This window comes from Micromonospora sp. WMMD1274 (assembly GCF_049179035.1).
GTDB classification, from domain to species: domain Bacteria; phylum Actinomycetota; class Actinomycetes; order Mycobacteriales; family Micromonosporaceae; genus Micromonospora; species Micromonospora tulbaghiae.
The window spans coordinates 2,340,075-2,360,137 of the sequence record NZ_JBMHMG010000001.1 but is presented as its reverse complement, the minus strand read 5'-3'; the positions used below and the strand labels follow the sequence as shown (position 1 = coordinate 2,360,137).

General features: G+C 74.9%; 21 protein-coding genes. 15 read left to right on the top strand and 6 right to left on the bottom strand.

What is annotated here, in order from left to right; genetic code table 11:
* Nucleotides 1-39: 39 nt before the first annotated feature.
* The gene (locus ACN27D_RS10800; RefSeq protein WP_120572957.1) at nt 40-960 is read left to right on the top strand and encodes a proline dehydrogenase family protein; all 921 of its coding nucleotides are present in this window, start codon (nt 40-42) and stop codon (nt 958-960) included.
* Between the two features lies 1 nt (nt 961).
* On the opposite strand, the gene ACN27D_RS10795 is transcribed toward ACN27D_RS10800, so the two are convergent.
* Nucleotides 962-1,366, bottom strand: a complete 405-nt coding sequence (locus ACN27D_RS10795; protein ID WP_120572958.1) for a VOC family protein — start codon at nt 1,364-1,366, stop codon at nt 962-964.
* Nucleotides 1,367-1,442: 76 nt separating this feature from the next.
* On the opposite strand from ACN27D_RS10795, the gene ACN27D_RS10790 reads away from it, so the two are divergent.
* The 11 genes from ACN27D_RS10790 (at nt 1,443) to ACN27D_RS10740 (ending at nt 11,657) form a co-directional block, all read left to right on the top strand.
* On the top strand, nt 1,443-2,237 hold the full coding sequence (locus ACN27D_RS10790; protein ID WP_421499036.1) for an alpha/beta fold hydrolase: 795 nt from the start codon (nt 1,443-1,445) through the stop codon (nt 2,235-2,237).
* Nucleotides 2,230-2,799: a TetR-like C-terminal domain-containing protein gene (locus ACN27D_RS10785; RefSeq protein WP_421499035.1), complete on the top strand. Its 570-nt coding sequence runs from the start codon at nt 2,230-2,232 to the stop codon at nt 2,797-2,799. The genes ACN27D_RS10790 and ACN27D_RS10785 overlap by 8 nt, the downstream gene beginning before the upstream one ends.
* The gene (locus tag ACN27D_RS10780) at nt 2,796-3,131 is read left to right on the top strand and encodes a YrdB family protein (RefSeq protein WP_421499034.1); all 336 of its coding nucleotides are present in this window, start codon (nt 2,796-2,798) and stop codon (nt 3,129-3,131) included. The genes ACN27D_RS10785 and ACN27D_RS10780 overlap by 4 nt, the downstream gene beginning before the upstream one ends.
* Nucleotides 3,132-3,246: 115 nt before the next feature.
* A complete protein-coding gene (locus ACN27D_RS10775; protein WP_421499033.1) occupies nt 3,247-4,953 on the top strand; it encodes a hypothetical protein in 1,707 nt (568 codons plus the stop codon).
* A 29-nt stretch (nt 4,954-4,982) separates the two neighbouring features.
* Nucleotides 4,983-6,380: an efflux RND transporter periplasmic adaptor subunit gene (locus tag ACN27D_RS10770; RefSeq protein ID WP_421499032.1), complete on the top strand. Its 1,398-nt coding sequence runs from the start codon at nt 4,983-4,985 to the stop codon at nt 6,378-6,380.
* A complete protein-coding gene (locus ACN27D_RS10765; RefSeq protein ID WP_393156506.1) occupies nt 6,377-7,291 on the top strand; it encodes an ABC transporter ATP-binding protein in 915 nt (304 codons plus the stop codon). Before ACN27D_RS10770 ends, ACN27D_RS10765 begins: the two co-directional genes overlap by 4 nt.
* Nucleotides 7,288-8,469, top strand: a complete 1,182-nt coding sequence (locus tag ACN27D_RS10760) for an ABC transporter permease (RefSeq protein ID WP_421499031.1) — start codon at nt 7,288-7,290, stop codon at nt 8,467-8,469. Before ACN27D_RS10765 ends, ACN27D_RS10760 begins: the two co-directional genes overlap by 4 nt.
* A gap of 226 nt (nt 8,470-8,695) precedes the next feature.
* A complete protein-coding gene (locus ACN27D_RS10755; RefSeq protein WP_013288759.1) occupies nt 8,696-8,905 on the top strand; it encodes a helix-turn-helix domain-containing protein in 210 nt (69 codons plus the stop codon).
* A gap of 221 nt (nt 8,906-9,126) precedes the next feature.
* Nucleotides 9,127-9,228 (top strand): 30S ribosomal protein bS22, encoded by a 102-nt coding sequence (locus ACN27D_RS10750; RefSeq protein ID WP_007465623.1) that lies wholly within the window; start codon nt 9,127-9,129, stop codon nt 9,226-9,228.
* Nucleotides 9,229-9,348: 120 nt separating this feature from the next.
* Nucleotides 9,349-10,422: an NAD-dependent epimerase/dehydratase family protein gene (locus tag ACN27D_RS10745; protein ID WP_120572965.1), complete on the top strand. Its 1,074-nt coding sequence runs from the start codon at nt 9,349-9,351 to the stop codon at nt 10,420-10,422.
* Nucleotides 10,423-10,799: 377 nt separating this feature from the next.
* Entirely contained in the window at nt 10,800-11,657 is an 858-nt protein-coding gene (locus tag ACN27D_RS10740; RefSeq protein ID WP_120574119.1) for a lysophospholipid acyltransferase family protein, read from the top strand.
* A 16-nt stretch (nt 11,658-11,673) separates the two neighbouring features.
* Here ACN27D_RS10740 and ACN27D_RS10735 read toward each other — a convergent pair whose 3' ends face one another.
* The 3 genes from ACN27D_RS10735 to ACN27D_RS10725 form a co-directional block, all read right to left on the bottom strand.
* Nucleotides 11,674-12,552, bottom strand: a complete 879-nt coding sequence (locus ACN27D_RS10735; protein ID WP_421499030.1) for an HAD family hydrolase — start codon at nt 12,550-12,552, stop codon at nt 11,674-11,676.
* Nucleotides 12,553-12,664: 112 nt separating this feature from the next.
* Complete coding sequence (locus tag ACN27D_RS10730) at nt 12,665-13,525, bottom strand: DUF5667 domain-containing protein (protein WP_120572968.1); 861 nt, start codon at nt 13,523-13,525, stop codon at nt 12,665-12,667.
* Nucleotides 13,526-13,817: 292 nt separating this feature from the next.
* Nucleotides 13,818-14,801 carry an ECF subfamily RNA polymerase sigma factor, BldN family gene (locus tag ACN27D_RS10725; protein ID WP_358177587.1) on the bottom strand — a complete coding sequence of 328 codons (984 nt, stop codon included), beginning with the start codon at nt 14,799-14,801 and terminating at the stop codon, nt 13,818-13,820.
* Between the two features lie 495 nt (nt 14,802-15,296).
* Here ACN27D_RS10725 and ACN27D_RS10720 point away from each other — a divergent pair, with 495 nt between their 5' ends.
* From ACN27D_RS10720 to ACN27D_RS10710, 3 genes are read left to right on the top strand one after another with little or no spacing between them, the layout of a single operon-like run.
* Complete coding sequence (locus tag ACN27D_RS10720) at nt 15,297-16,973, top strand: AMP-binding protein (protein WP_421499029.1); 1,677 nt, start codon at nt 15,297-15,299, stop codon at nt 16,971-16,973.
* Nucleotides 16,963-17,217, top strand: a complete 255-nt coding sequence (locus ACN27D_RS10715; protein WP_013288752.1) for a glutaredoxin family protein — start codon at nt 16,963-16,965, stop codon at nt 17,215-17,217. The genes ACN27D_RS10720 and ACN27D_RS10715 overlap by 11 nt, the downstream gene beginning before the upstream one ends.
* Nucleotides 17,218-17,241: 24 nt before the next feature.
* Nucleotides 17,242-17,883, top strand: a complete 642-nt coding sequence (locus tag ACN27D_RS10710; protein ID WP_120572971.1) for an HAD family hydrolase — start codon at nt 17,242-17,244, stop codon at nt 17,881-17,883.
* Between the two features lie 9 nt (nt 17,884-17,892).
* On the opposite strand, the gene ACN27D_RS10705 is transcribed toward ACN27D_RS10710, so the two are convergent.
* Nucleotides 17,893-18,549 (bottom strand): response regulator transcription factor, encoded by a 657-nt coding sequence (locus ACN27D_RS10705; RefSeq protein WP_358177581.1) that lies wholly within the window; start codon nt 18,547-18,549, stop codon nt 17,893-17,895.
* Nucleotides 18,550-18,651: 102 nt separating this feature from the next.
* A complete protein-coding gene (locus ACN27D_RS10700; RefSeq protein ID WP_421499028.1) occupies nt 18,652-19,956 on the bottom strand; it encodes a sensor histidine kinase in 1,305 nt (434 codons plus the stop codon).
* Between the last annotated feature and the right edge of the window lie 107 nt (nt 19,957-20,063).

Genomic DNA, 20,063 nt, shown 5'->3' with positions numbered 1-20,063 from the left:
ACCCGGCGGGGGCCCGGTGGTGAGCGTTACGCTCGGCTCATGCTCCGTTCCGTCATCCTCGCCGCCTCCCGGTCTTCCCAGGTGGAGCGGCTCGTCGCGACGGCCCCGTTCACCCGGGACGTCGTCCGCCGGTTCGTCGCCGGCGCCGCCACCGACGACGCGCTGCGCGCCACCCGCGAGCTGGTCGCCGACGGCCAAGCGGTCACCCTCGACTACCTGGGCGAGGACACCACCACCCCGGAGCAGGCGAACGCCACCCGGGACGAGTACCTCACGCTGCTGAGCCGCCTCGGCGCCGCCGGGCTCACCCCGGCCGCCGAGGTCAGCGTGAAGCTGTCCGCGCTGGGCCAGATGTTCGACGAGCAGCTGGCGTACGACAACGCGCGGGCGATCTGCGCGGCGGCCGACGCGGCGGGCACCACCGTCACGCTGGACATGGAGGACCACACCACCACCGACTCGACGCTGGACATCCTGGCGAAGCTGCGCAAGGACCACCCGTCGACCGGCGCGGTGCTCCAGGCGTACCTGCGGCGGACCGAGTCGGACTGCCGGGAGCTGGCGTCGGCGGGGTCGCGGGTGCGGCTGTGCAAGGGCGCGTACAAGGAGCCGGAGTCGGTGGCGTACCAGTCTGCCCGCGAGGTGGACAAGTCGTACGTGCGCTGCATGAACGTGCTGATGTCCGGCGACGGCTACCCGATGCTCGCCACGCACGACCCGCGGCTGATCGCGATCGGCGAGGACCGGGCGCGCTGGTTCGACCGCGACCCGGGCCGGTTCGAGTTCCAGATGCTCTACGGCATCCGCCCGGAGGAGCAGCAGCGCCTGGTCGGCGAGGGCTACACGGTGCGGACGTACGTCCCCTACGGCGACCAGTGGTACGGCTACCTGATGCGCCGGCTCGCGGAGCGCCCGGCCAACCTGGCGTTCTTCGGCCGGGCGGTGCTGTCGAAGAAGTGAGTCAGTCGTTCGACCAGGCCCGGGTGCACAGCACGAGGCGGTAGCCGTCCGGGTCGGTCAACGTGACACCCCACCTGTCCCAGTACGGGCCGGCGGAGACCCTGGTCCCGCCGGCCCGTTCCAGCCTCGGGACCAGTTCGTCGTCGGCCGGGCCGTCGAGGTAGAGCACGAGCAGGTCCTCCCCGGTGGGGCGCGGCTCGACCGCGAGCGTCGGACCGCCGACCAGCTCCAGGTGCCAGCCGGCTCCGGGGAGGCCGAGCATCACCAGGTCGTGCTCGTCCGCGTGACCGCCCTCGCTCCGGTAGAGCACGTCCAGGCCCAGCCCTTGCGTCCAGAACCGCTCGGCGGCGGCGAGGTCGCGGCTCGGGCGGGCGAGGCGTACGTGGGTGTCGGCGGTGATCGGCATGCCCGGGATCGTGCGACCTCACCTCGGGTTGAGGTCAAGCTTGACGAGGTTGGCTAATGACATTAGCTTTATGGCTATGACAGTTAGCCAGGTGGCGCGGGACGGCGGCACGATCGCGTACGAGGTGCACGGATCGGGACCGCTCGTGGTCCTCGCGCACGGCATGGGGGAGAACCGGGCCGCCTTCCGGCACCTGACGCCCCGGCTGGTCGCGGCCGGCTACCGGGTCGCCTCGATCGACGTCCGCGGGCACGGCGACTCCAGCCCGCACTGGCCCACGTACGCCCCGGAGCAGGTCGGCGGCGACCTGCTCGCCGTGGTGCGGGCGCTCGGCGGGAAGCCCGCCACCCTGGTCGGCAGCTCGTCCAGCGCCGCCGCGGTCGTCTTCGCCGCCGCCGAGGCGCCGGAACTGGTCAGCGGCATCGTGCAGATCGGCGCGTTCGTCGGCACGCCGAAGCCGAACCCGTTGATGCGGGTCGCGCAGGCCGTCGTACTCCGTAGCCCTCGCCTGTTCGGGCTGTTCCATCGCACGCTGTTCCCGTGCGGGCGCCCGGCGGACGACGCCGCGTACCGCAAGGAGCTGGTCGCCAAGCTGCGCGGGCGGATGGCCGCGGTGCGCGGCGTGATCGCGCCGGCCGACCCGCACTGGACCGCGCGGGCGCCCGAGGTGCGCCGCCCGGTGCTGGTGCTGATGGGCGCGAAGGACCCGGACTTCCCCGACCCGGGCGCCGAGGCGCGCGCCGCGCGCCGGCTGTTCGCCGTCGCCGAGGCCCGGATGATCGCCGACTCCGGGCACTACCCGCACGCCGACCAGCCCGACGCCACCGCCGCCGGCCTGGTCGAGTTCCTGGCGGCGACCGCGCGTGCCTAGGGCCGGCCTGACCCCGGCGACCGTCGTGCGGGAGGCCGCCACGCTCGCCGACGAGGTCGGCTACGAGAAGCTGACGCTGGCCGCGCTCGCCGCCCGCCTCGGCGTCGCGCTGCCGAGCCTCTACAAGCACGTGCGGGGTGTGGACGCGCTGCACCAGAAGCTCGCCGTGCTCGCCACCGCCGAGATCGCCGACGTGCTCACGGCCGCCGCCGCGGGCCGGGCCGGTGGCGACGCGTTGCGCGCCGTCGCCGCCGCCTACCGGGCGTACGCGCGGCAGCACCCCGGCCGCTACCCGGCCGCCCAGCGGGCGCCCGACCCGGCCGACCCCGAACACCTGGCCGCCGGAGAACGCGCGGTCGGCGCGGTCCGGGCCATCCTGCTCGGGTACGGCCTCGACGGCGACGCCGCGACCGACGCCATCCGGATGTTCCGGGCCGCCGTGCACGGTTTCGTCGCGCTGGAGGCGGCGGGCGGATTCGGGCTGCCCCGCGACACCGACCGCTCCTTCGACCAGATGATCGCGGGTCTGGACCGCGCCTACCGTTCCTGGGAGGACCGATGACCGCGCTGCTGCTGGGCGTGATCTTCCTGCTGGAGCTGGCCGTGCTCGGCTCGGCCGGGTACTGGGGCTTCACGCTCGACGCCGGCTGGCCGCTTCGCCTGCTCGCCGGACTCGGTGCGCCGCTGGTGATCGCCGTGGTGTGGGGACTGTTCTGCTCACCGCGTGCCACCGTGACGCTGCCCGACCCGGCCAAGCTCGCCGTCCAGGCCGCCTGCTTCCTGACCGGCGGCGTGCTGCTCGCCCTGGCCGGGCACGCCGTACCCGGCGTCGCGCTGGTGGCCCTCTGGGCAGCCGACAAGACGGCGTTGACGCTGACCGGCACCCCGATCTGAGAGATCTTGGTACGAACCGGCCCCTATCAGGGTGCTTTCGTACCAAGATCTCGAGGCGAGGCGGAACACGGCGGGACTCTTTCCCGGAACGCCCGATTGGTCGTACCCTTCGCCGGTGACCGACGGCGACGAGCAGCCTCCCGGCCGGACGACGGACGGCGACGAGCCTCGTCCCACCGTCGACGCCGCCGACGCGAGCGCCGACAAGGCGAGCGCCGCCGACACGAGCGCCGTCCACGTCAGCGCCAGCGCCGACCACGCGGCCGACGCGAGCACCGCTGACGTCAGCGCCGCCGAAACCACCGCCGACGCCGACCGCGCCGACGCCGCCGACCGCGCCGCCGACGCCGACCGCGCTGCCAACGCCCGCGCTGACGACACCCACGCCGAAACCGCCGCCACCTCCGTCGGCGTGGACGCCGCCGTCGACACCATCGCACCGGCACCGGCACCGGCACCGGCACCGGCACCGGCACCGGCACCGGCACCGGACGCGGCGTCGTTGCCGCACTTCGCCGCTGGTCCGGCGCCGTGCCCCGTACCCCTGGCGCACGTGGGCGAGCAGACGCGGGCGGTGCGGACACGGCGGCGGTGGCCGCTCTGGACCGCGCTCGGACTTGCGCTCGGCCTGGTGGCGGGCGCGGTGCCCGGCGTACTCCTGCGGGGGGCGGCGCCGGATGCGGCCGGGCGGTCGGCCGCGAAGCACGACCCGGGCACGGCGGCGCAGCGGCGGCTCGGCGAGCGGATGCTCGCGCTGCTCGACCGGCAGGCCGCCGCGCTCGTCGGCGCCGACCGGGCCGGCTTCCTCGCGATCGCCGAGCCGGCGGCCCGGCCCGCGCTGAGCCGCCGGTACGCGGCGCTGCGGGCACTGCGGGTCACCACCTGGCGGTCGGCTGCGGACGGGGTGCCGGCGGCGGTCGACGGGAAGCCGGGGGAATGGCGGTTCGAGGTGACGGTCGGCTACTGCTTCGTGGTGCCGGAGTGCGCGCCGAGCACAGTGGAGCTGGGCACGCGCTGGCGGCTGGCGGGGGAGGAGCCCCGGCTGACCGCCGTGGACCCGTCCTCCACGGACCCGGCGGGCGTGCGCCCGTGGCAGGTGGACGACCTGGCGGTGGCGGTCGGCAAGCGTGTGGTGGTGGCCACCACGCCGGCCCAGCGCAGCCGGCTGCCCGGTCTGCTCGCACAGGCCGAGACCGCCGCCCGGGCCGCGGACCGGTACGCGATCGGCGGCCGGCCACCGGACCGGTACCTCGTCTACTACGCCGGGAAGGGCGAGTGGCAGCGCTGGTACGGCGGCGGGCGGCCGAAGTGGACCGCCGGCTACGCGGTGGGTGTCGGGGGTGGACGCCACGACGTGGTGCTCAACGCCCAGATCGTCACCCCGGCCGGCATCGACGACCTGCTCCGGCACGAGCTGACCCACGCGGCCTCGCTGCCCGACCGGGGTTACGCCGACCGCGCGGACTGGTGGCTGGTGGAAGGGCTGGCCGAGTACGCCGGTGCCGACGGCCAGCCCGTGCACCGCTACGACGGCCTGACCGAGGTGCGGGACCTGCTGCGCGGCGGGTGGTCCGGGCGGCTGGACGCGGTGGCGCCCGCCGACGACGCGAGCGACGACCGGGTCGGCGGCGCGTACGGCGTGGGCTATCTGGCCGTGCGGCATCTGGTCGACAGGTACGGCGAGCAGCGGATGCTGGACTTCTACCGGGCCGTGGTGCACCAGGGCCGGACCCCGGAGCAGGCCGCCGACGAGGTGTTCGGCGACCCGTGGTCGATGCTGCACGACGACTGCGTCGCCTACGTGCGGGCCGTCGTCGGCTGACACGTCGACGCCTGTCGACGGGTCGTAGCATGGGCCGGGTGGCCCGCACTCCCTCGCCGCGGCTGCCCGCGGCCCGCCGCCCCCGTCTCGTCACCGTCGTGCTCGCCGTCGTCGCGCTGACCGGCACGACCGCCGCGTCCTGCGGCGACGACGCCCCGGCGGTCACCGTCGCCGAGGTGGGGCGCGCGCCGGTCAGCGAGGTGATCGACGCCCCGGCCACGGTGACCGCGCGGGCCGCGGCAACGCTCACCGCACCGGCCGACGGCACGCTGGCCCGCCTGCGGGTCCAGCCGGGACAGCGGGTGACCCGGGGGCAGGTGCTCGCGGTGATCGACTCGCCGTCGGCCCGGGACCGCCTGGCGAAGGCGCGGGACGCGCTGCGTGCGGCGAAGCGGGCCGGGCGGGGCGCCGGCACGGGCGACCTGGGCGGCAGCCGGCGCGGCACCGACCGGGCCGCCGACGAGGCGTTCGCCGCCGCCCGCGCCGCCGCCGGCAAGGTCGGCGACCCGCAGGTACGCGCCGCGCTGCTGCTCCAGGTCCAGTCGGCGCAGCGGCAGTACGAGTCCGCCGCCCGCGCCGCCGACCGGGCGGTCGCCCAGGTGCAGCGCGGCGTCGCGGGCCTGAACAGCGCCGTCGGCGCGCTGTCGGCCGCGCAACGACTCCAGGCCCAGCAGGCGTACGACCTGGCGAAGGCGACTGTGGACGCGCTGACGTTGCGCGCGCCGATCGCCGGTGTGGTGCAGCCGGGCGGCACCCGGTCGGCGGCGCCGGCCGACCTGGCCGGGCTGCTCGGTGCGGCCGGTGGCGCGGCGGTGCCCGGTCTCGACCCGTCGGCGCTGGGCACGGGCGGGCAGGGCGGCCCGCCGCCGGGCGTGGACGACGCGATCCCGGCCGGTGGCCGGGTCACCGCCGGCACGCCGGTGCTCACGGTGGTGGACATCGGCCGGCTCGGCCTGCTCGCCGAGGTGGACGAGACCGACGTGCTGCTGGTCCGGGCCGGGGTGCCCGCGTCGGTCGAGCTGGACGCGGTGACCGGCGCGACGTACGACGCGACTGTGCGCTCGGTGGACGTGCTGCCCACAAGCTCGGCGCGGGGCGGTGTGACCTACCGGGTCCGGCTCGACCTCGGTGCCGGACGCCTCGGTGAGGCCGAGGCGGCACCGGCGCCCCGGCCCGGCATGAACGCGGTGGTGCGGCTGCGGGTGCGGGAGGCCGCCGACGCGGTGGCGGTGCCGGCGTCGGCCGTGTTCTCCGCCGACGGGCGGGACGCGGTCTGGGTGCTGCGCGACGGCCGGGCCGACCGGGTGCCGGTGACGGTGGGCGTACAGGGGCAGGACCTGGTGCAGATCGTCGACGGCGTACGGGCCGGTGACCGGGTGGTGGTGCGCGGCGCCGATCGGGTGCGCGACGGCCAGGAACTGCCGTGACCGTACCGGCGGTCGAGGCGGTCGACGTCTGGCGCACGTACGAGCTGGACGGGGTGTCGGTGTCCGCGCTGCGCGGGGTGTCGCTCACCATCGACCAGGGCGAGTACGTGGCGGTGATCGGGCCGTCCGGCTCGGGCAAGTCGACGTTGATGCACCTGCTCGGCGGGCTGGACCGGCCCAGCGGCGGCCGGCTGGTGATCGGCGGGCGGGACGTGACCACGCTCACCGCCCCGGAGCTGGCGACGCTGCGCAACGAGACCATCGGCTTCGTGTTCCAGGCGTTCCACCTGCTGGCCCGTACGTCGGCTGTGGACAACGTGGCGTTGCCGCTGGTCTACCGGGGTGTCGGGGCGCGGCAGCGGCGGGAGCGGGCGGCGGCGATGCTGGGCCGGGTGGGGCTCGGCCACCGGCTGCACCACCGGCCCAACCAGCTCTCCGGCGGCGAGCAGCAGCGGGTGGCGATCGCCCGGGCGCTGGTCACCGAGCCGGCGGTGCTGCTCGCCGACGAGCCGACCGGCAACCTGGACAGCGCCACCGGCGAGGCGGTGCTGGAGCTGCTGGAACGGCTGAACGCCGAGTCCGGGGTGGCGCTGGTGATGGTGACCCACGACCAGGAGGTGGCCGCCCGGGCGCACCGGCGCATCGCGGTACGGGACGGGCTGATCCGGTCCGACAGCCTTCATGATCGACCGCCGTCGGACGGCTCCGGCGTACCTGCGACACTGGACCCCGCTCCCAGCGCGGAGCCCCGGTCCGCGTCCGGAAGCGGCCCGGGGCACCCGCCCGGTGGCCCCGGTGGCGCCACCGGAGCCACCGGGCGCCTTCCGCGGAACGAGGAGCGCCTCCGGGCCGAGGAGCGCCTTCCCCGGTCGGACGGCCGCCTCCCGCGAGGCGGGGGCGACGCCGGATGAGGCTGGCCGAGGCGTGGCGGGTGGCGTCGGACGCGCTGCGGGCCAACCGGATGCGCAGCCTGCTGACCATGCTCGGGGTGATCATCGGGGTGGCCTCGGTGGTGATCCTGGTGGCCATCGGCACCGGCACGAAACAGCAGGTCGAGCAGCAGGTCGAAGGGCTCGGCTCGAACCTGCTGCTGGTGGTGCCGGGCCGGATCGAGGTGGGCAACGCGCCGGTGGTCTCGCCGCTGGACCTCAGCGACGCCGACGCGGTCTCCCGGGTGGTCGGCGACCCCGGCCGGGTCGCCGTCACGGTGGCCTCCGGCGCGACCGCGCGGGCCGGCAACCGCTCCGACTTCACCACCGTGCAGGGCGTCCTGGAGACCACCCCGTCGGTGTTCACCCGGTCGCTGTCGCGGGGCCGCTACCTCACCGGGGCGGACGTGGACACCAGCCGCCGGGTGGCGGTGCTCGGCGACTCGGTGGCCCGGGCGCTGTTCCCCGACCGTGACCCGCTCGGCCAGCAGGTCACGCTGGCCGGCGTGCGGTTCCGGGTGATCGGCGTCTTCGCCCCGCTCGGGCAGAGCCTCGGCGTGGACCGGGACGACGAGGTGCACGTACCGGTGACGGCGGCGCAACGGCTGTGGGGCACGCAGCGCATCGACGGCATCGCGGTGAAGGCGCCGGACCGGGAGCGGATCGACGAACTCGGTGACCGGATCGTGGCGGAGCTGTCCCGCCGGCACCCGGACACCGAGTTCAGCGCCGTCACCCAGCGGCAGATCCTCGGCGTGCTCGGCGACATCCTGGGCGTACTGACCGGTGTGCTGGCGGCCATCGCGGGCATCTCGCTGCTGGTCGGCGGCGTCGGCGTCTCCAACATCATGCTGGTCTCGGTACGCGAGCGGACCCGCGAGATCGGGCTGCGCAAGGCGGTGGGCGCCCGCCCCCGCGACATCGGCGTGCAGTTCCTGCTGGAGGCGGTGCTGCTCACCTCGGTGGGCGGCCTGACCGGGATGGCGCTGGGCGTGGGCACCGCGCTGCTCGTGGACGCCTCGCCGATCCCGGCGGCGATCACCTGGTGGTCGCTGGCGCTGGCGTTCGGCGTCTCCGCGGCGGTCGGCATCGTCTTCGGCGTGGTGCCGGCGCAGCGGGCCGGACGGCTCGACCCGGTGGTGGCGCTGCGCGCCGAGTAGGTGGTGGCGCTGCGCGACGAGTAGCCGGATCGGACGAGACACCCGTCCGGGCGAAAAAGCCCTGGTGGACATCGGGTGAACGGCTGTCTCGCCATGATCAAAGGGTGGAAGGGATCGCGCAGGTCACAGCCGTCCCGCTACCGTACTGGTTACACGCGCGTCGCTCGTCGAGGCGGGAACACCTGCCCGGTGACACGCGCCGGGCACGGGAATGGGTCGGTGAGCCATGGCCGGGTCGCAGTCCGACGCACGGCTGTCGGATGTCAGGTTCCTGACCGTCGCCGAGGTGGCGACGGTCATGCGGGTCTCCAAGATGACCGTCTACCGCCTCGTGCACAGCGGTGAGCTGACCGCCGTGCGGGTCGGCCGGTCGTTCCGGGTGCCCGAGCACGCCGTGCACGAATACCTCCGGGGCGCCTTCCAGGAGTCCGCCTGAGCACTCGCCGCGCCGGTCCGCCGAGTGCGACGAAAAGGGGCATCGACGGGGGCGCGTTGGTCCTGCTGACGCACTCCGGTTAGGCTGGGCCACGACCGTGACCGCTCTCTGGTGTGCCCTGCCCACCACGCTGGTCCGGTCCGTTGTCCGCAAGCGGTCACGGCGCCACCCGTGGTGGTGCCGTCCGGTCCGCCCCGCACGTTGCATCGAAAGGCTGTCGTATGGGCTCGGTGGTCAAGAAGCGCCGCAAGCGCATGGCTAAGAAGAAGCACCGCAAGCTGCTGCGCAAGACCCGCGTCCAGCGTCGCCGTCTCGGCAAGTGACCGGGGCCGGGCACTGGCCCGGCACCCGGCACCACTTGCCAACTGTCGACCCTCGGAGGCTCAGGTGATCAGGCCGTGGACGTCCCGGCTCGATCCCCCCTGCCGCGCTAGGCGCACGACATGACCCCCGGTGACACCTCCGGTGCCCCGGGGGTCGTCGTCGTCACCGGGGTCGGTCGTTGGCTCGGCGCCCACGTGGCCGCCCGGCTCGCCGCCGACGAGCGCATCGAGCGCGTCATCGGGGTCGACCCGGCGCCACCCAACCCCGAACTGACCGACCTGCTCTCCGACGTCGAACGGATCCGCCTGGACCTCGACTCGCTCGGCGGCCTCCTGCTCGACCTCGACGTCGACACGGTGGTGCACCTGGCGCTCGTCACCGCCCCCGACCCGCAGCAGGGCGGCCGGGCGGGGATGAAGGAACAGAACGTCATCGGCACCATGCAGTTGCTCGCCGCCGCGCAACGCGCGCCCCGGCTGCGCAAGCTGGTGGTCCGCTCGTCCACCGCCGCGTACGGGGTGTCGTTCCGCGATCCGGCCGTCTTCACCGAGGAGACCGAGCCGCGCGAGGTGCCGCGCGGCGGTTTCGGCCGCGACATCCTCGACATCGAGGGGTACGTCCGCGGGTTCCGCCGCCGCCGGCCCGACGTCACCGCCACGGTGCTGCGCTTCGCGCCGTTCATCGGGTACGCCGCCGACACCACGCTCACCCGCTACTTCTCCCAGCCGGTGGTGCCCACCGTCTTCGGCCGCGACCCGCGCCTGCAGTTCGTGCACTTCGACGACGCGCTGGAGGTGCTGCACCGGTCCGTCGCCGAGGACCACCCGGGCACGTACAACGTCGCCGGGCCGGGGGTGCTGTCGCTGTCGCAGGCGATCCGCCGGGCCGGCCGGGTGGCGGTGCCGGTGCTGGAACCGGGCCTGGCCGGGGTCGCCGCCATCGCCCGCAGCCTGGGCTTCGGCGGGTACGGCTTGGACCAGGTGGACCTCTTCGTGCACGGTCGGGTGGTGGACACCAGCCGACTGGAGCGGGAGTACGGCTTCACCCCCCGCTCGACCGCCGCCGCGTTCGACGACTTCATCCGCGCCCACCACGGCGGCGTCGTGGTCACCCGGGACCAGCTCGCCGCCGCCGAGCAGCTGGTGCTGGAGAGCATCCGGCAGGTCCGCTCGTCGGTGCGGGAGCGCTCGTGAGCAGCCCCGACGAGCGGCGTGACGCGCGCTACGACGTACCGCTGGGTGTGCCGGATCCGGGCGCGGAGCCGGCGCGGCGCAACGGGCACCGCCGGGTGACCGCACCGTCCGCCCGCCCGGCCGCGCCGGCGATGGACGACGAGCCGGACACCTCCACCGACGAGCCGGGCGCCGCCGACGCGGGCGTTCCGAGCCCGGCCACGCCGCAGCAGCCGGCGAAGAAGACCGTGGCCAAGAAGACGGTCGCCAAGAAGGCCGTGGCGAAGAAGGCCGTCGCCAAGAAGGCGGTCGCGCGGCAGGCGCCCGCGGACGCGGCGCCGACCGGGAACGCGCCGGCCGGTGACACGCCGGCCGGTGACACGCCGCCGGGCCCGGCCGTGGCCGACCGGCCGGGGGACCACTGGGACCGCAAGGTGGCCCAGGGGCTGGCGTTCCTGCGGCGGCGGCTCGCCGGCGACTACGAGGTCGACGAGTTCGGCTTCGACCCCGACCTGACCGACGCGGTGGTCCACCCGCTGGTCCGGCTGCTCTACCGGGACTGGTTCCGCACCGAGGTCACCGGCGTCGAGCACGTGCCCGCCGAGGGTGCCGGCCTGGTCGTCGGCAACCACTCCGGCACCGTGGCGCTCGACGCGCTGATCCTCTCCACCGCGCTGCACGACCGGCACCCGGCGCACCGCTACCTGCGGCTGCTCGGCGCCGACCTGGTGTTCCGGATGCCCGTCGTCTCCGAGATAGCGCGCAAGACCGGCGGCACCGTCGCGTGCAACCCGGACGCGGAGCGGCTGCTCGGCAACGGGGAACTGGTGGGCGTGTTCCCGGAGGGCTTCAAGGGCGTCGGCAAGCTCTACGCCGACCGCTACAAGCTCCAGCGCTTCGGGCGGGGCGGGTTCGTCTCGGCCGCGCTGCGGACCGGGACGCCGATCGTCCCGGTGGCGATCGTCGGCGGCGAGGAGATCTACCCGATGCTCGCCGACATCAAGCCGCTGGCCCGGCTGCTCAAACTGCCGTACTTCCCGGTCACGCCGACGTTCCCCTGGCTGGGGCCGCTGGGCATGGTCCCGCTGCCGAGCAAGTGGCTGATCGAGTTCTGCCCGCCGATCCCGACCGCGCACCTGCGCGACGCGGCGGACGACCCGCTCGTGGTGTTCAACCTCGCCGACCAGGTGCGGGAGACGATCCAGCAGACGCTGCACAAGCTGCTCGAACGCCGGCCGGACCCGTTCGGCCCCTGAGCCGGGGCGCGCCGGTTCAGGCGTCGCGGTGGCGGCGCCGGTGCAGCGCCAGGCCGGCCGTCACCGCGCCGGCGAGCAGCCCGGCGGCCGCGGTGGAGGGCACGGCGATGCGTACGGCCCGCCGCCCGGTGCGGAAGTCGCGCACGTCCCAGCCCCGCTCGCGGGCCTGCCGCAGCAGCGCCGGATCGGGGTTCACCGCCACCGCGCGCCCGACCACGGAGAGCATCGGCAGGTCGTTCGCCGAGTCGCTGTAGGCGGCGCACCGGGCCAGGTCCAGCCCTTCCACGGCGGCGAGCTGGGTGACCGCCTCGGCCTTCGCCGGCCCGTGCATCAGATCGCCGACCAGCCGGCCGGTGTACGCGCCGTCGACCACCTCGGCCACCGTGCCGATCGCGCCGGTCAGGCCGAGCCGGGCCGCGATCACCCGGCCGATCTCCACCGGGGCGGCGCTGACCAGCCAGACCCGCTCACCCGCGTCGAGGTGACGCTGGGCCAGACGGCGGGTGCCGGCCCAGATGCGCGGCGCCATCAGCTCGTCGAAGATCTCGTCGGCGAGGCGTTCCATGTCGTCGACCCGCCAGCCCTCGACGAAGGCGAGCGCGGCCTCCTTGGCCTGCGACATGTCGCCCGCGTGCTCGGTGGCGAGCAGCCGGAACCGGGCCTGCTGCCAGGCGAACCGGGCCAGGTCACCGGTGGTGAAGTACTTCCGGGCGGCCAGCCCGCGGGCGAACCAGTAGATCGACGCGCCCTGCATCATCGTGTTGTCCACGTCGAAGAACGCGGCGGCCGTGGGGTCGGGCGTGACTGCGGTCGCCGGTGCCGACGGGGCCTCCGACCAGCCCGCGGTGTGCCCGTGCGCGTCGGTGCTGACGGTCACCTTCCGGCTTCCGGCCACGGCGACCTCCCTGCCTCGACGACCGCGTACGCCCTCCGCGTCGAGCGTATCCGGCACCGTGTGACGACCTGGTGTCCGCCGGGAGAAGTGTGGCGCGCTACGCGCCCGCCGCTCAGCGGTCGGCCGGGCAGGTGGCCGGAGCGGGCCCGAGCGTGTCGCTGGCCTGCGGCGCGGGCAGCCCGCAGGCGATCGCCTCGCGGAGCGCGTCGGCGCGCTTGCCGGCCGCGTCGAGCAGGGCCAACGAGCGGCGGGTGCGGTCCCGGTCGGCGTGGTCGGGCCGGTCGAGCAGGCCGCTGACCACCCGGCGCTGGCCGGCCAGGAACGTGTCCACCGCGTCCAGCGCCGCCGGGTCGGAGCGCTGCGCGGCGACGGTGGTCAGCAGGCGTACGCCCTGGCGGGTGTCCGCGTCCATGTCGTCGAGGACGGCGCTGAAGCCGAGCCGGTCGTCGCGGACCGAGGCGGCCTCGTCGAGCCGGGTGCGGGCGAAGTCGAGGAAGAGCTGCCCTCGGCTGATGTCCGAGCTGGCGAGCGCGAGCTGGGCGCGCTCGGTGGAGCGCTTCATGCCGTACAGGGCGTCACCGGGCAGCGCGTTCTCGCTCGCGGCGGAGATGCCGGACAGGGCGACCGCCCCGGCGGCCACGCCGACCAGGATCGCGCCCCGGGCCCGCGCCCGGCGGCCGGTGATGGCGGGCAGCAGCGCGCCGCGTACCCCGCTCGTGGTGGTGGTCCTGGCCGGCGTCCCGATGCCCTCGCGTTCGGCGGTGGCCACGAGCATCGCCCGCAGGCCGGTACGGAACTCGGCGTCCACCTCGACGTCGGGCCGCTCGGTGGTGAGCCGGCGGCTCACCTCGACGAGTGCGGTGAGTTCACCGTCCGCCTTGGACCGGACGTGGTGCCGGCGTCCGCCGTTGGCCTCGTCGAGGAGTTGCGCGAAGCGCTCGGCCCGCCGACGGGAGAAGAGGTCGCTGTCCACCGCGGCACCCCCTCTCGCTGGTCACGGCCGGGCGGCCGTCGTCGTCACCAGCGACCGGTGGCAGCGTGTGGCGCAGAGCCGACCGGGACGGCCGACCTGACCCGCCGGACCGGGTGGCCCGGGGGACGCCGGGACAACCACTGGTCGCACCCGGAGAAACGGACCGCGCCGGTCGCCGGTTACGGCTGGGACGGCGGCGAAATCACCAAGAGTGATCGGCTCGCCTGGGGCGTCGGGCACACGACAGCGCCCGGCGTCTGCGCCGGTGGAGAAGGACGGGTGTGTCTGCCGCTCAGGAGTGGAAGCCGTCGGGCAGCAGCCGGGCCAGCGCCCGGACCGCCCGGTATTGCAAAGCCTTGATGGCGCCCTCGTTCTTGCCCATGGCCCGGGCCGTCTCGGCCACCGAGAAGCCCTGGAGGAACCGCAGCACGATGCACTCCTGCTGCTCCGGGTTGAGCTGCTTGACGGCGGTCAGCAGGGCGACGTTCGTGATGTGCTCCACCACCGCCGCCTCCGGGCTGCCCTCGGGCCCGCGGTCCTCCCGGTCGGCGTCCAGGACGTCACCGGTGGTGACCTCCAGGCGGTAGCGCCCGGACTTGAAGTGGTCGGCGACCAGGTTGCGGGCGATGGTGACCAGCCAGGCGCCGAGGTCGCGCCCCTGCCAGGTGAAGCTGCCGATCCGCTTGAGCGCCCGCAGGAACGTGTCGGAGGTGAGGTCCTCGGCGAGCTGACGGTTGCCGACCCGGAAGTAGACGAACCGGAAGACGGTGTCGACGTACCGGTCGTAGATCAGCCCGAACGCCTCGGACTCGCCGGCCTGCGCGCGCTCGACCAGCGTCCACACCTCGGTGGCCGGGTCGGACGGGTCGGGGCGGCTGGGGAAGCCGGTGGCGGGCGCGGGCGCGGGGGCGGCCGGCACGGCGGGCAGGACGGCGGTGTCGCCGGTGGTCACCGCCGGCAGGACAGCGGTCTCGGCGGCGGACGGCTCGGCCCCGGTCGCCGCGTCGCCGCGCCGTGCCTGGGCCGGCATGGTCGGGCGGGTCGGGCTGCCCAGGCGGCCGGTCGCGGGCTTCGCGTTGCCGCCCGGGGTCGCGGGGCGGGGCGGCGCCTCGTTCGTGTGGTGCGCGCGGCTGCGCACCCGCCGCCCGTCGCCGCGTACCGCGAGCTGTCCGTCGGCGCCCCGTGGGCCGGGGGGGTCCGCGCGCTCGTTGAGCGGGTTGCGCTGCGTCGGGCCGGTGACGCCGGCCGGTCGTTCGGCGTAACCGAAGGTGGTCACCGCGCCTCCCCAGGCTGAGCGGACAGGGACCGCACCGGAGGACCGGGTGTCACCCGGTCGGGCACGGCCGGGTCGGGACGTGCCGGCGGGCGGCAGATCCCCTTGAGGTGCTGGTCCAATGCGCTCACGGGCACGGGGGCCTCCTCGGGCTGAGGGGTGTCGACTCACGGCAAATGGGGTGAGCCGACCCGAGTGATGATAGGGCCAACGTCACCCACGCGTGGCAAGTCCGTTACACAGAGCGGAAGTATTTCCCGCCAGGTCGCACACATGGCGGACCCGTTGTCCGTCGTGTGTGGTTGACTTTCGCGCCGGAACCTGGTCCGGAGTGGAAAGTCCTGGTCGGAGCCGATTTTCTTTTCGCTCGGCGTGTCGCGGGAGGGGTGCGGCCGGGTCGACTCCGGCTGCCCGCCCCGGCATCGGTGGAGATCCTCATCCCGTGGTCAGGAATCCCACCGTACGGCAATTGCAGTCCCGTGCGGCGGACCCCACGCGGTGTTCGGGCATGGCCCGGCGGACCCGGCTGTGCCAGACTCAGCCACCGTGCAGGACGCCGCCGAAAGCTCCGCGCCGAACCTCGCCGACCGGCTCCGCGACGCCGCCGCGCGGCGGGGCGACCGGGCCGCGCTGCACTGGCGCGACCGGACGCTGACCTGGTCCGAGCTGGACGACGCGGTCACCGCCACCGCCCGAGCGCTGCTCGCCGACGCGCCACCGGCCGACGGCACCGGCCACCCGCCCCGGGCGGCGATCGCGTTCGGCAACACACCGGACTTCGTGGTCACGTACCTCGCCGCGCTCCGGGCCGGACTGGTGGCCGTACCGGTCAACCCCACGCTCACCGCCCGCGAGCTGCGGCACGTGCTCGCCGACTCCGGCGCCGCCGTGCTGGTCGGCGCGCCCGAGGTGACCGCGCGGGTGGACGCCGCCGAGCTGCCCGCGCTGCGTGCCGTGCACACCGCGCCGCCGGTCGCCGGCGACGACCCACCGTCTCGGTTCCCGGCCCGCTCCGGTGACGACCTGGCCGTCCTGCTCTACACCTCCGGCACCGAGGGCCGGCCCAAGGGCGCGATGCTGTCGCACCGGGCGCTCGCCGCCAACCACGACCAGGTCGACCGCATCGAACCACCTGTGGTCGGCCCCGACGACGTCGTGCTGCTCGCCCTTCCGCTGTTCCACGCGTACGGGCTGAACTCCGCGCTCGGCGCCGTCGTGCGGCACGGCGCGACAGGCGTGCTCGTCGACGAGCCCGGCCCGGCCGGAGCGCTGGACGAGATCGCCCGGCACCGGGTCACGGTGCTCGTCGGCGTACCGTCGATGTTCCTGACCTGGGCCGAGGCGGCGCGTGACCCGGCCGAGGCGCTCGCCTCCGTGCGCGTCGCGGTGTGCGGCGCGGCGCCGCTGCCCCTCCCGGCCGGCGCGCGTTTCACCGAGCTGACCGGGCACCCGGTGCACGTCGGCTACGGGCTCACCGAGACCGCGCCGGTGCTCACCTCGACGCTCGTCGGCGGCGAGCCGAAACCGGGCTCGATCGGCCGCCCGCTGCCCGGCGTCGCGCTGCGCCTGACCGGGTCCGACGGTGTCGAGCTGTGGCGCGACGGGGTGCCCGCCGACGCCCCCGACGAGGACGAGATGGACCTGTCCGACGAGCCGGGCGGCACCGACCCCGGGCAGATCGTGGTACGCGGACCGAACCTGTTCGCCGGTTACTGGCCGGACGGGCGGGGCGGGCCGGACCCGGACGGCTGGTGGGCCACCGGTGACGTGGCGTACGCCGACGCCGACGGCGACCTGTTCCTGGTCGACCGCCTCGGCGAGCTGATCCTGGTCAACGGCTTCAACGTCTACCCGCACGAGGTGGAGCTGGTGCTCCAGGCGCACCCCGGGGTGGCCGAGTCGGCCGTCCTGGGCGTGCCGCACCCGCGGACCGGCGAGACTGTGCGGGCGTACGTGGTCCGGGCGGCCGGCCCGCCGGTGACGGCGGAGGAACTGCTCGCCCACTGCGCGCGTAACCTGGCCCGGTTCAAGTGCCCGACCGCCGTCGAGTTCGTCGACAGCCTGCCGTACTCGGCGATCGGGAAGGTACGCAAGACGGAACTGCGCCCGGCGCCCGCGGTGCCGTCGCCGGCGTCGCCGACCGAGATCCGCACGGAGGTATCCGATGTCCAGTGACCCGAGGCTCATCCTGATCACCCGGCCCGGCTGCCACCTGTGCGACGACGCGAAGGCCGCGCTCGACCGGGTGGTGGCGGTCACCGGCGACCGCTGGGTCGAGCGGGACGTGACCGGGGACCTGGAGATGGAGCGCGACTACGGCGACCGGCTGCCGGTGGTGCTGCTCGACGGCAAAGAGCACGGCTACTGGCGGGTCGAGGAGGACCGGCTGCTGCGCGATCTGACCACGCCGCAGCTCTAGCACTATGGTGCTCGGGTGACGGGTATGCGACGCCACCTCGTGTGGGACTGGAACGGAACGCTCCTCGACGACCTCGACCTGGTGGTCCAGGCCACGAACGTCGCCTTCGCCAGCGCGGGCGGGCCGGCGGTCACCGCGGCCGAGCACCGGGTGCGGTTCCGGCGGCCGATCGCCGACTACTACGCCGAGATGCTCGGCCGGGCAGTGGACGCCGAGGCGTTCGGCACGCTCGACCGGGTCTTCCACGACGCGTACCGGGCCGGGCTGACCACCTGCGCCCTGGCCGCCGACGCCACCGCCGCGATCGAGTCCTGGGAGGGCAGCCAGTCGCTGCTGTCCATGTGGTTCCACGACGAACTGGTGCCGACCGTGCACACGTACGGGCTGACGCCGCACTTCCGCCGGGTGGACGGGCTGCGCGCCACAGTCGGCGGCGGGCGCAAGGCCGAGTGGCTGGAGAAGCACCTGGCCGAGCTGGGGCTGGGCGGGCACGAGGTGGTGCTGATCGGCGACTCGCTCGACGACGCCGACGCGGCCGCCTCGGTCGGCGCCCGCTGCGTCCTCTACACCGGTGGCCTGTCCGACCCGGACCGGCTGCGTGGCAGCGGCCACCCGGCCGCCGACACCCTCACCGAGGCGGTGACACTGGCCCGCACGCTCGCCTGACCCGCCCGGTCAGGCGCGCAGGTGGGCCAGGACGGCCAGGACGCGGCGGTGGTGGGTGGTCGCGTCCGGGGGCAGGTCGAGCTTGGTGAAGATGTTGCGGACGTGCTTCTCGACCGCGCCGTCGCTGACCACGAGCGCCCGCGCGATGGCGGTGTTCGAGCGGCCCTCGGCCATCAGCGCCAGCACCTCGCGCTCGCGCGGCGTCAGCGACGCCAGCGGGTCGTCGCGCCGCCGCCGGACCAGCAACTGGCTGATCACCTCCGGGTCGAGCACGGTGCCGCCGGCCGCCACCCGGGCCAGGCCGTCCAGGAACTCGTCGATCGCGGCGACCCGGTCCTTGAGCAGGTAGCCGATCCCGCCGCCGGCTCCGCCCGCGGTGTCCAGCAGGTCGTCGGCGTACGACACCTCGACGTACTGGGACAGCACCAGGATCGGCGTACCGGGCACCCGGCGGCGGGCCTCCACCGAGGCGCGCAGTCCCTCGTCGGTGTGTGACGGCGGCATCCGCACGTCCACCACCGAGACGTCGGGCCGGTGCGCCACCACCGCCTCGACCAGCGCGTCACCGTCACCGACGGCCGCCACCACCTCGTGCCCGTACTCGGTCAGCAGCCGGACCAGCCCCTCCCGGAGCAGTACGGCGTCGTCCGCGATCACCACCCGCATGGGTCCGGTGTCTATCACGCCCGGACCCCGTGCCGGCCCGGCGGCCCGGATCCCGGGCGCGCCACGCCACCGCGCGACGGCCCGGAGTCCGGGCGAACCGGGTCACCTCGGCAGTTCGGCGTGGATCCGGGTCGGCCCGCCGGCCGGGCTGTCCACCTCCAGGGTGCCGCCCGCCGCCCGGACCCGGTCGGCGATGCCGCTGAGGCCGTGCCCCTTGGCCAGGTGCGCGCCGCCGGCCCCGTCGTCGGTGACGGTGATCTCCAGCCGGCCCACCTTCCGGGTGACCTCCACCCGGCAGGCGGTCGCCCGGCTGTGCTTCGAGACGTTCGTCAGGGCCTCGGCCACCACGAAGTACGCGGTGCTCTCCAGCCCCGGGTCGAGCCGCCCGGCGGCGGCGCCCAGGTCGTCGTCCACGGCCAGCTCGGTGGGTACCAGGGCGCGGGCGGCGAGCGCGGCGAGCGCGCTGGGCAGGCCCCGGTCGACCAGGATCGGCGGCGCGATGCCCCGGGACAGGGCACGCAGCTCGTCCAGCGTCTCCCGGGTCTGCGCGACCGCCTCGTCGAGCGTCTGCCGGGCCGCCTCCGGGTCGGCGGCGAGCTGGTGGCGGGCCCGGCCGAGGTCCATGGCGAGCCGGACCAGCCGCTGCTGCGGGCCGTCGTGGATGTCGCGCTCCAGCCGGCGCAGCGCGACCGCCTCGGCCGAGGCGGCGGCCCGCTTCTGCTCCTCCAGCGTGACGATCCGCTGCCGCATCTCGGCCACGCCGGTGAGCAGCGAGTACGCCAGTCCGGCCTGGAGCCGGGCGCAGCCGCGCGCCACCAGCGGGAGAGTGAACAGGGCGAACAGCCCGATCGCGGTGTTCAGGGTGATCCGCGCGCCGGCGCCGTCGCCCATCCCGAGGAGCTGGCTCAGGTCCTGCTCGCCCGGCCCGCGCGGGATGGCCCAGTCGTAGGTGATGTAGAGCGTGCCGCCCAGGGCCAGCACCCACCAGACCACCAGCAGCACGAACGTGGGCACCGCCACGAGCAGCCGGACGAAGGCGTGCAGCAGGTCGAGCCACGACTGCGCGTCCCGGATCGGGGTGAACACCCGGCGCCAGAACCCGGCGCCCGGCTCCGGCCTGCGGTAGACGGGGCGTACCCGGGGCCGGTCCAGCACCCCGGCGAGCCGGAGCCGCTCGATGTCGGCCAGCCCGCGGGCCGCGTAGAGGAAGCCGGCGAGGATCGGCAGGCCGAGCGTGATCACCAGTAGCCCGGCGCTGAGTGAGATCCCCACCACTGCCAGCACGAAGCTGACGAGCGCCAGCGGGAAGCCCACCAGTACGTAGGTGGTGTCGCGGCCGAGGCGGCGCAGGAGGCCCCGGACGGGAGACAGCGGAGTGGGCGCGGTGGCGAGTGGTACGGCGGTCATGGTTCGAGGCTATGGGCGCGCGGCCCGCCCACCCATCCCGCACGCTGGCCTTTCGGGGGTGGGGTTGTCCCTACTGAAAACGTGAGACTCGCCTCGCCACGCCGGTC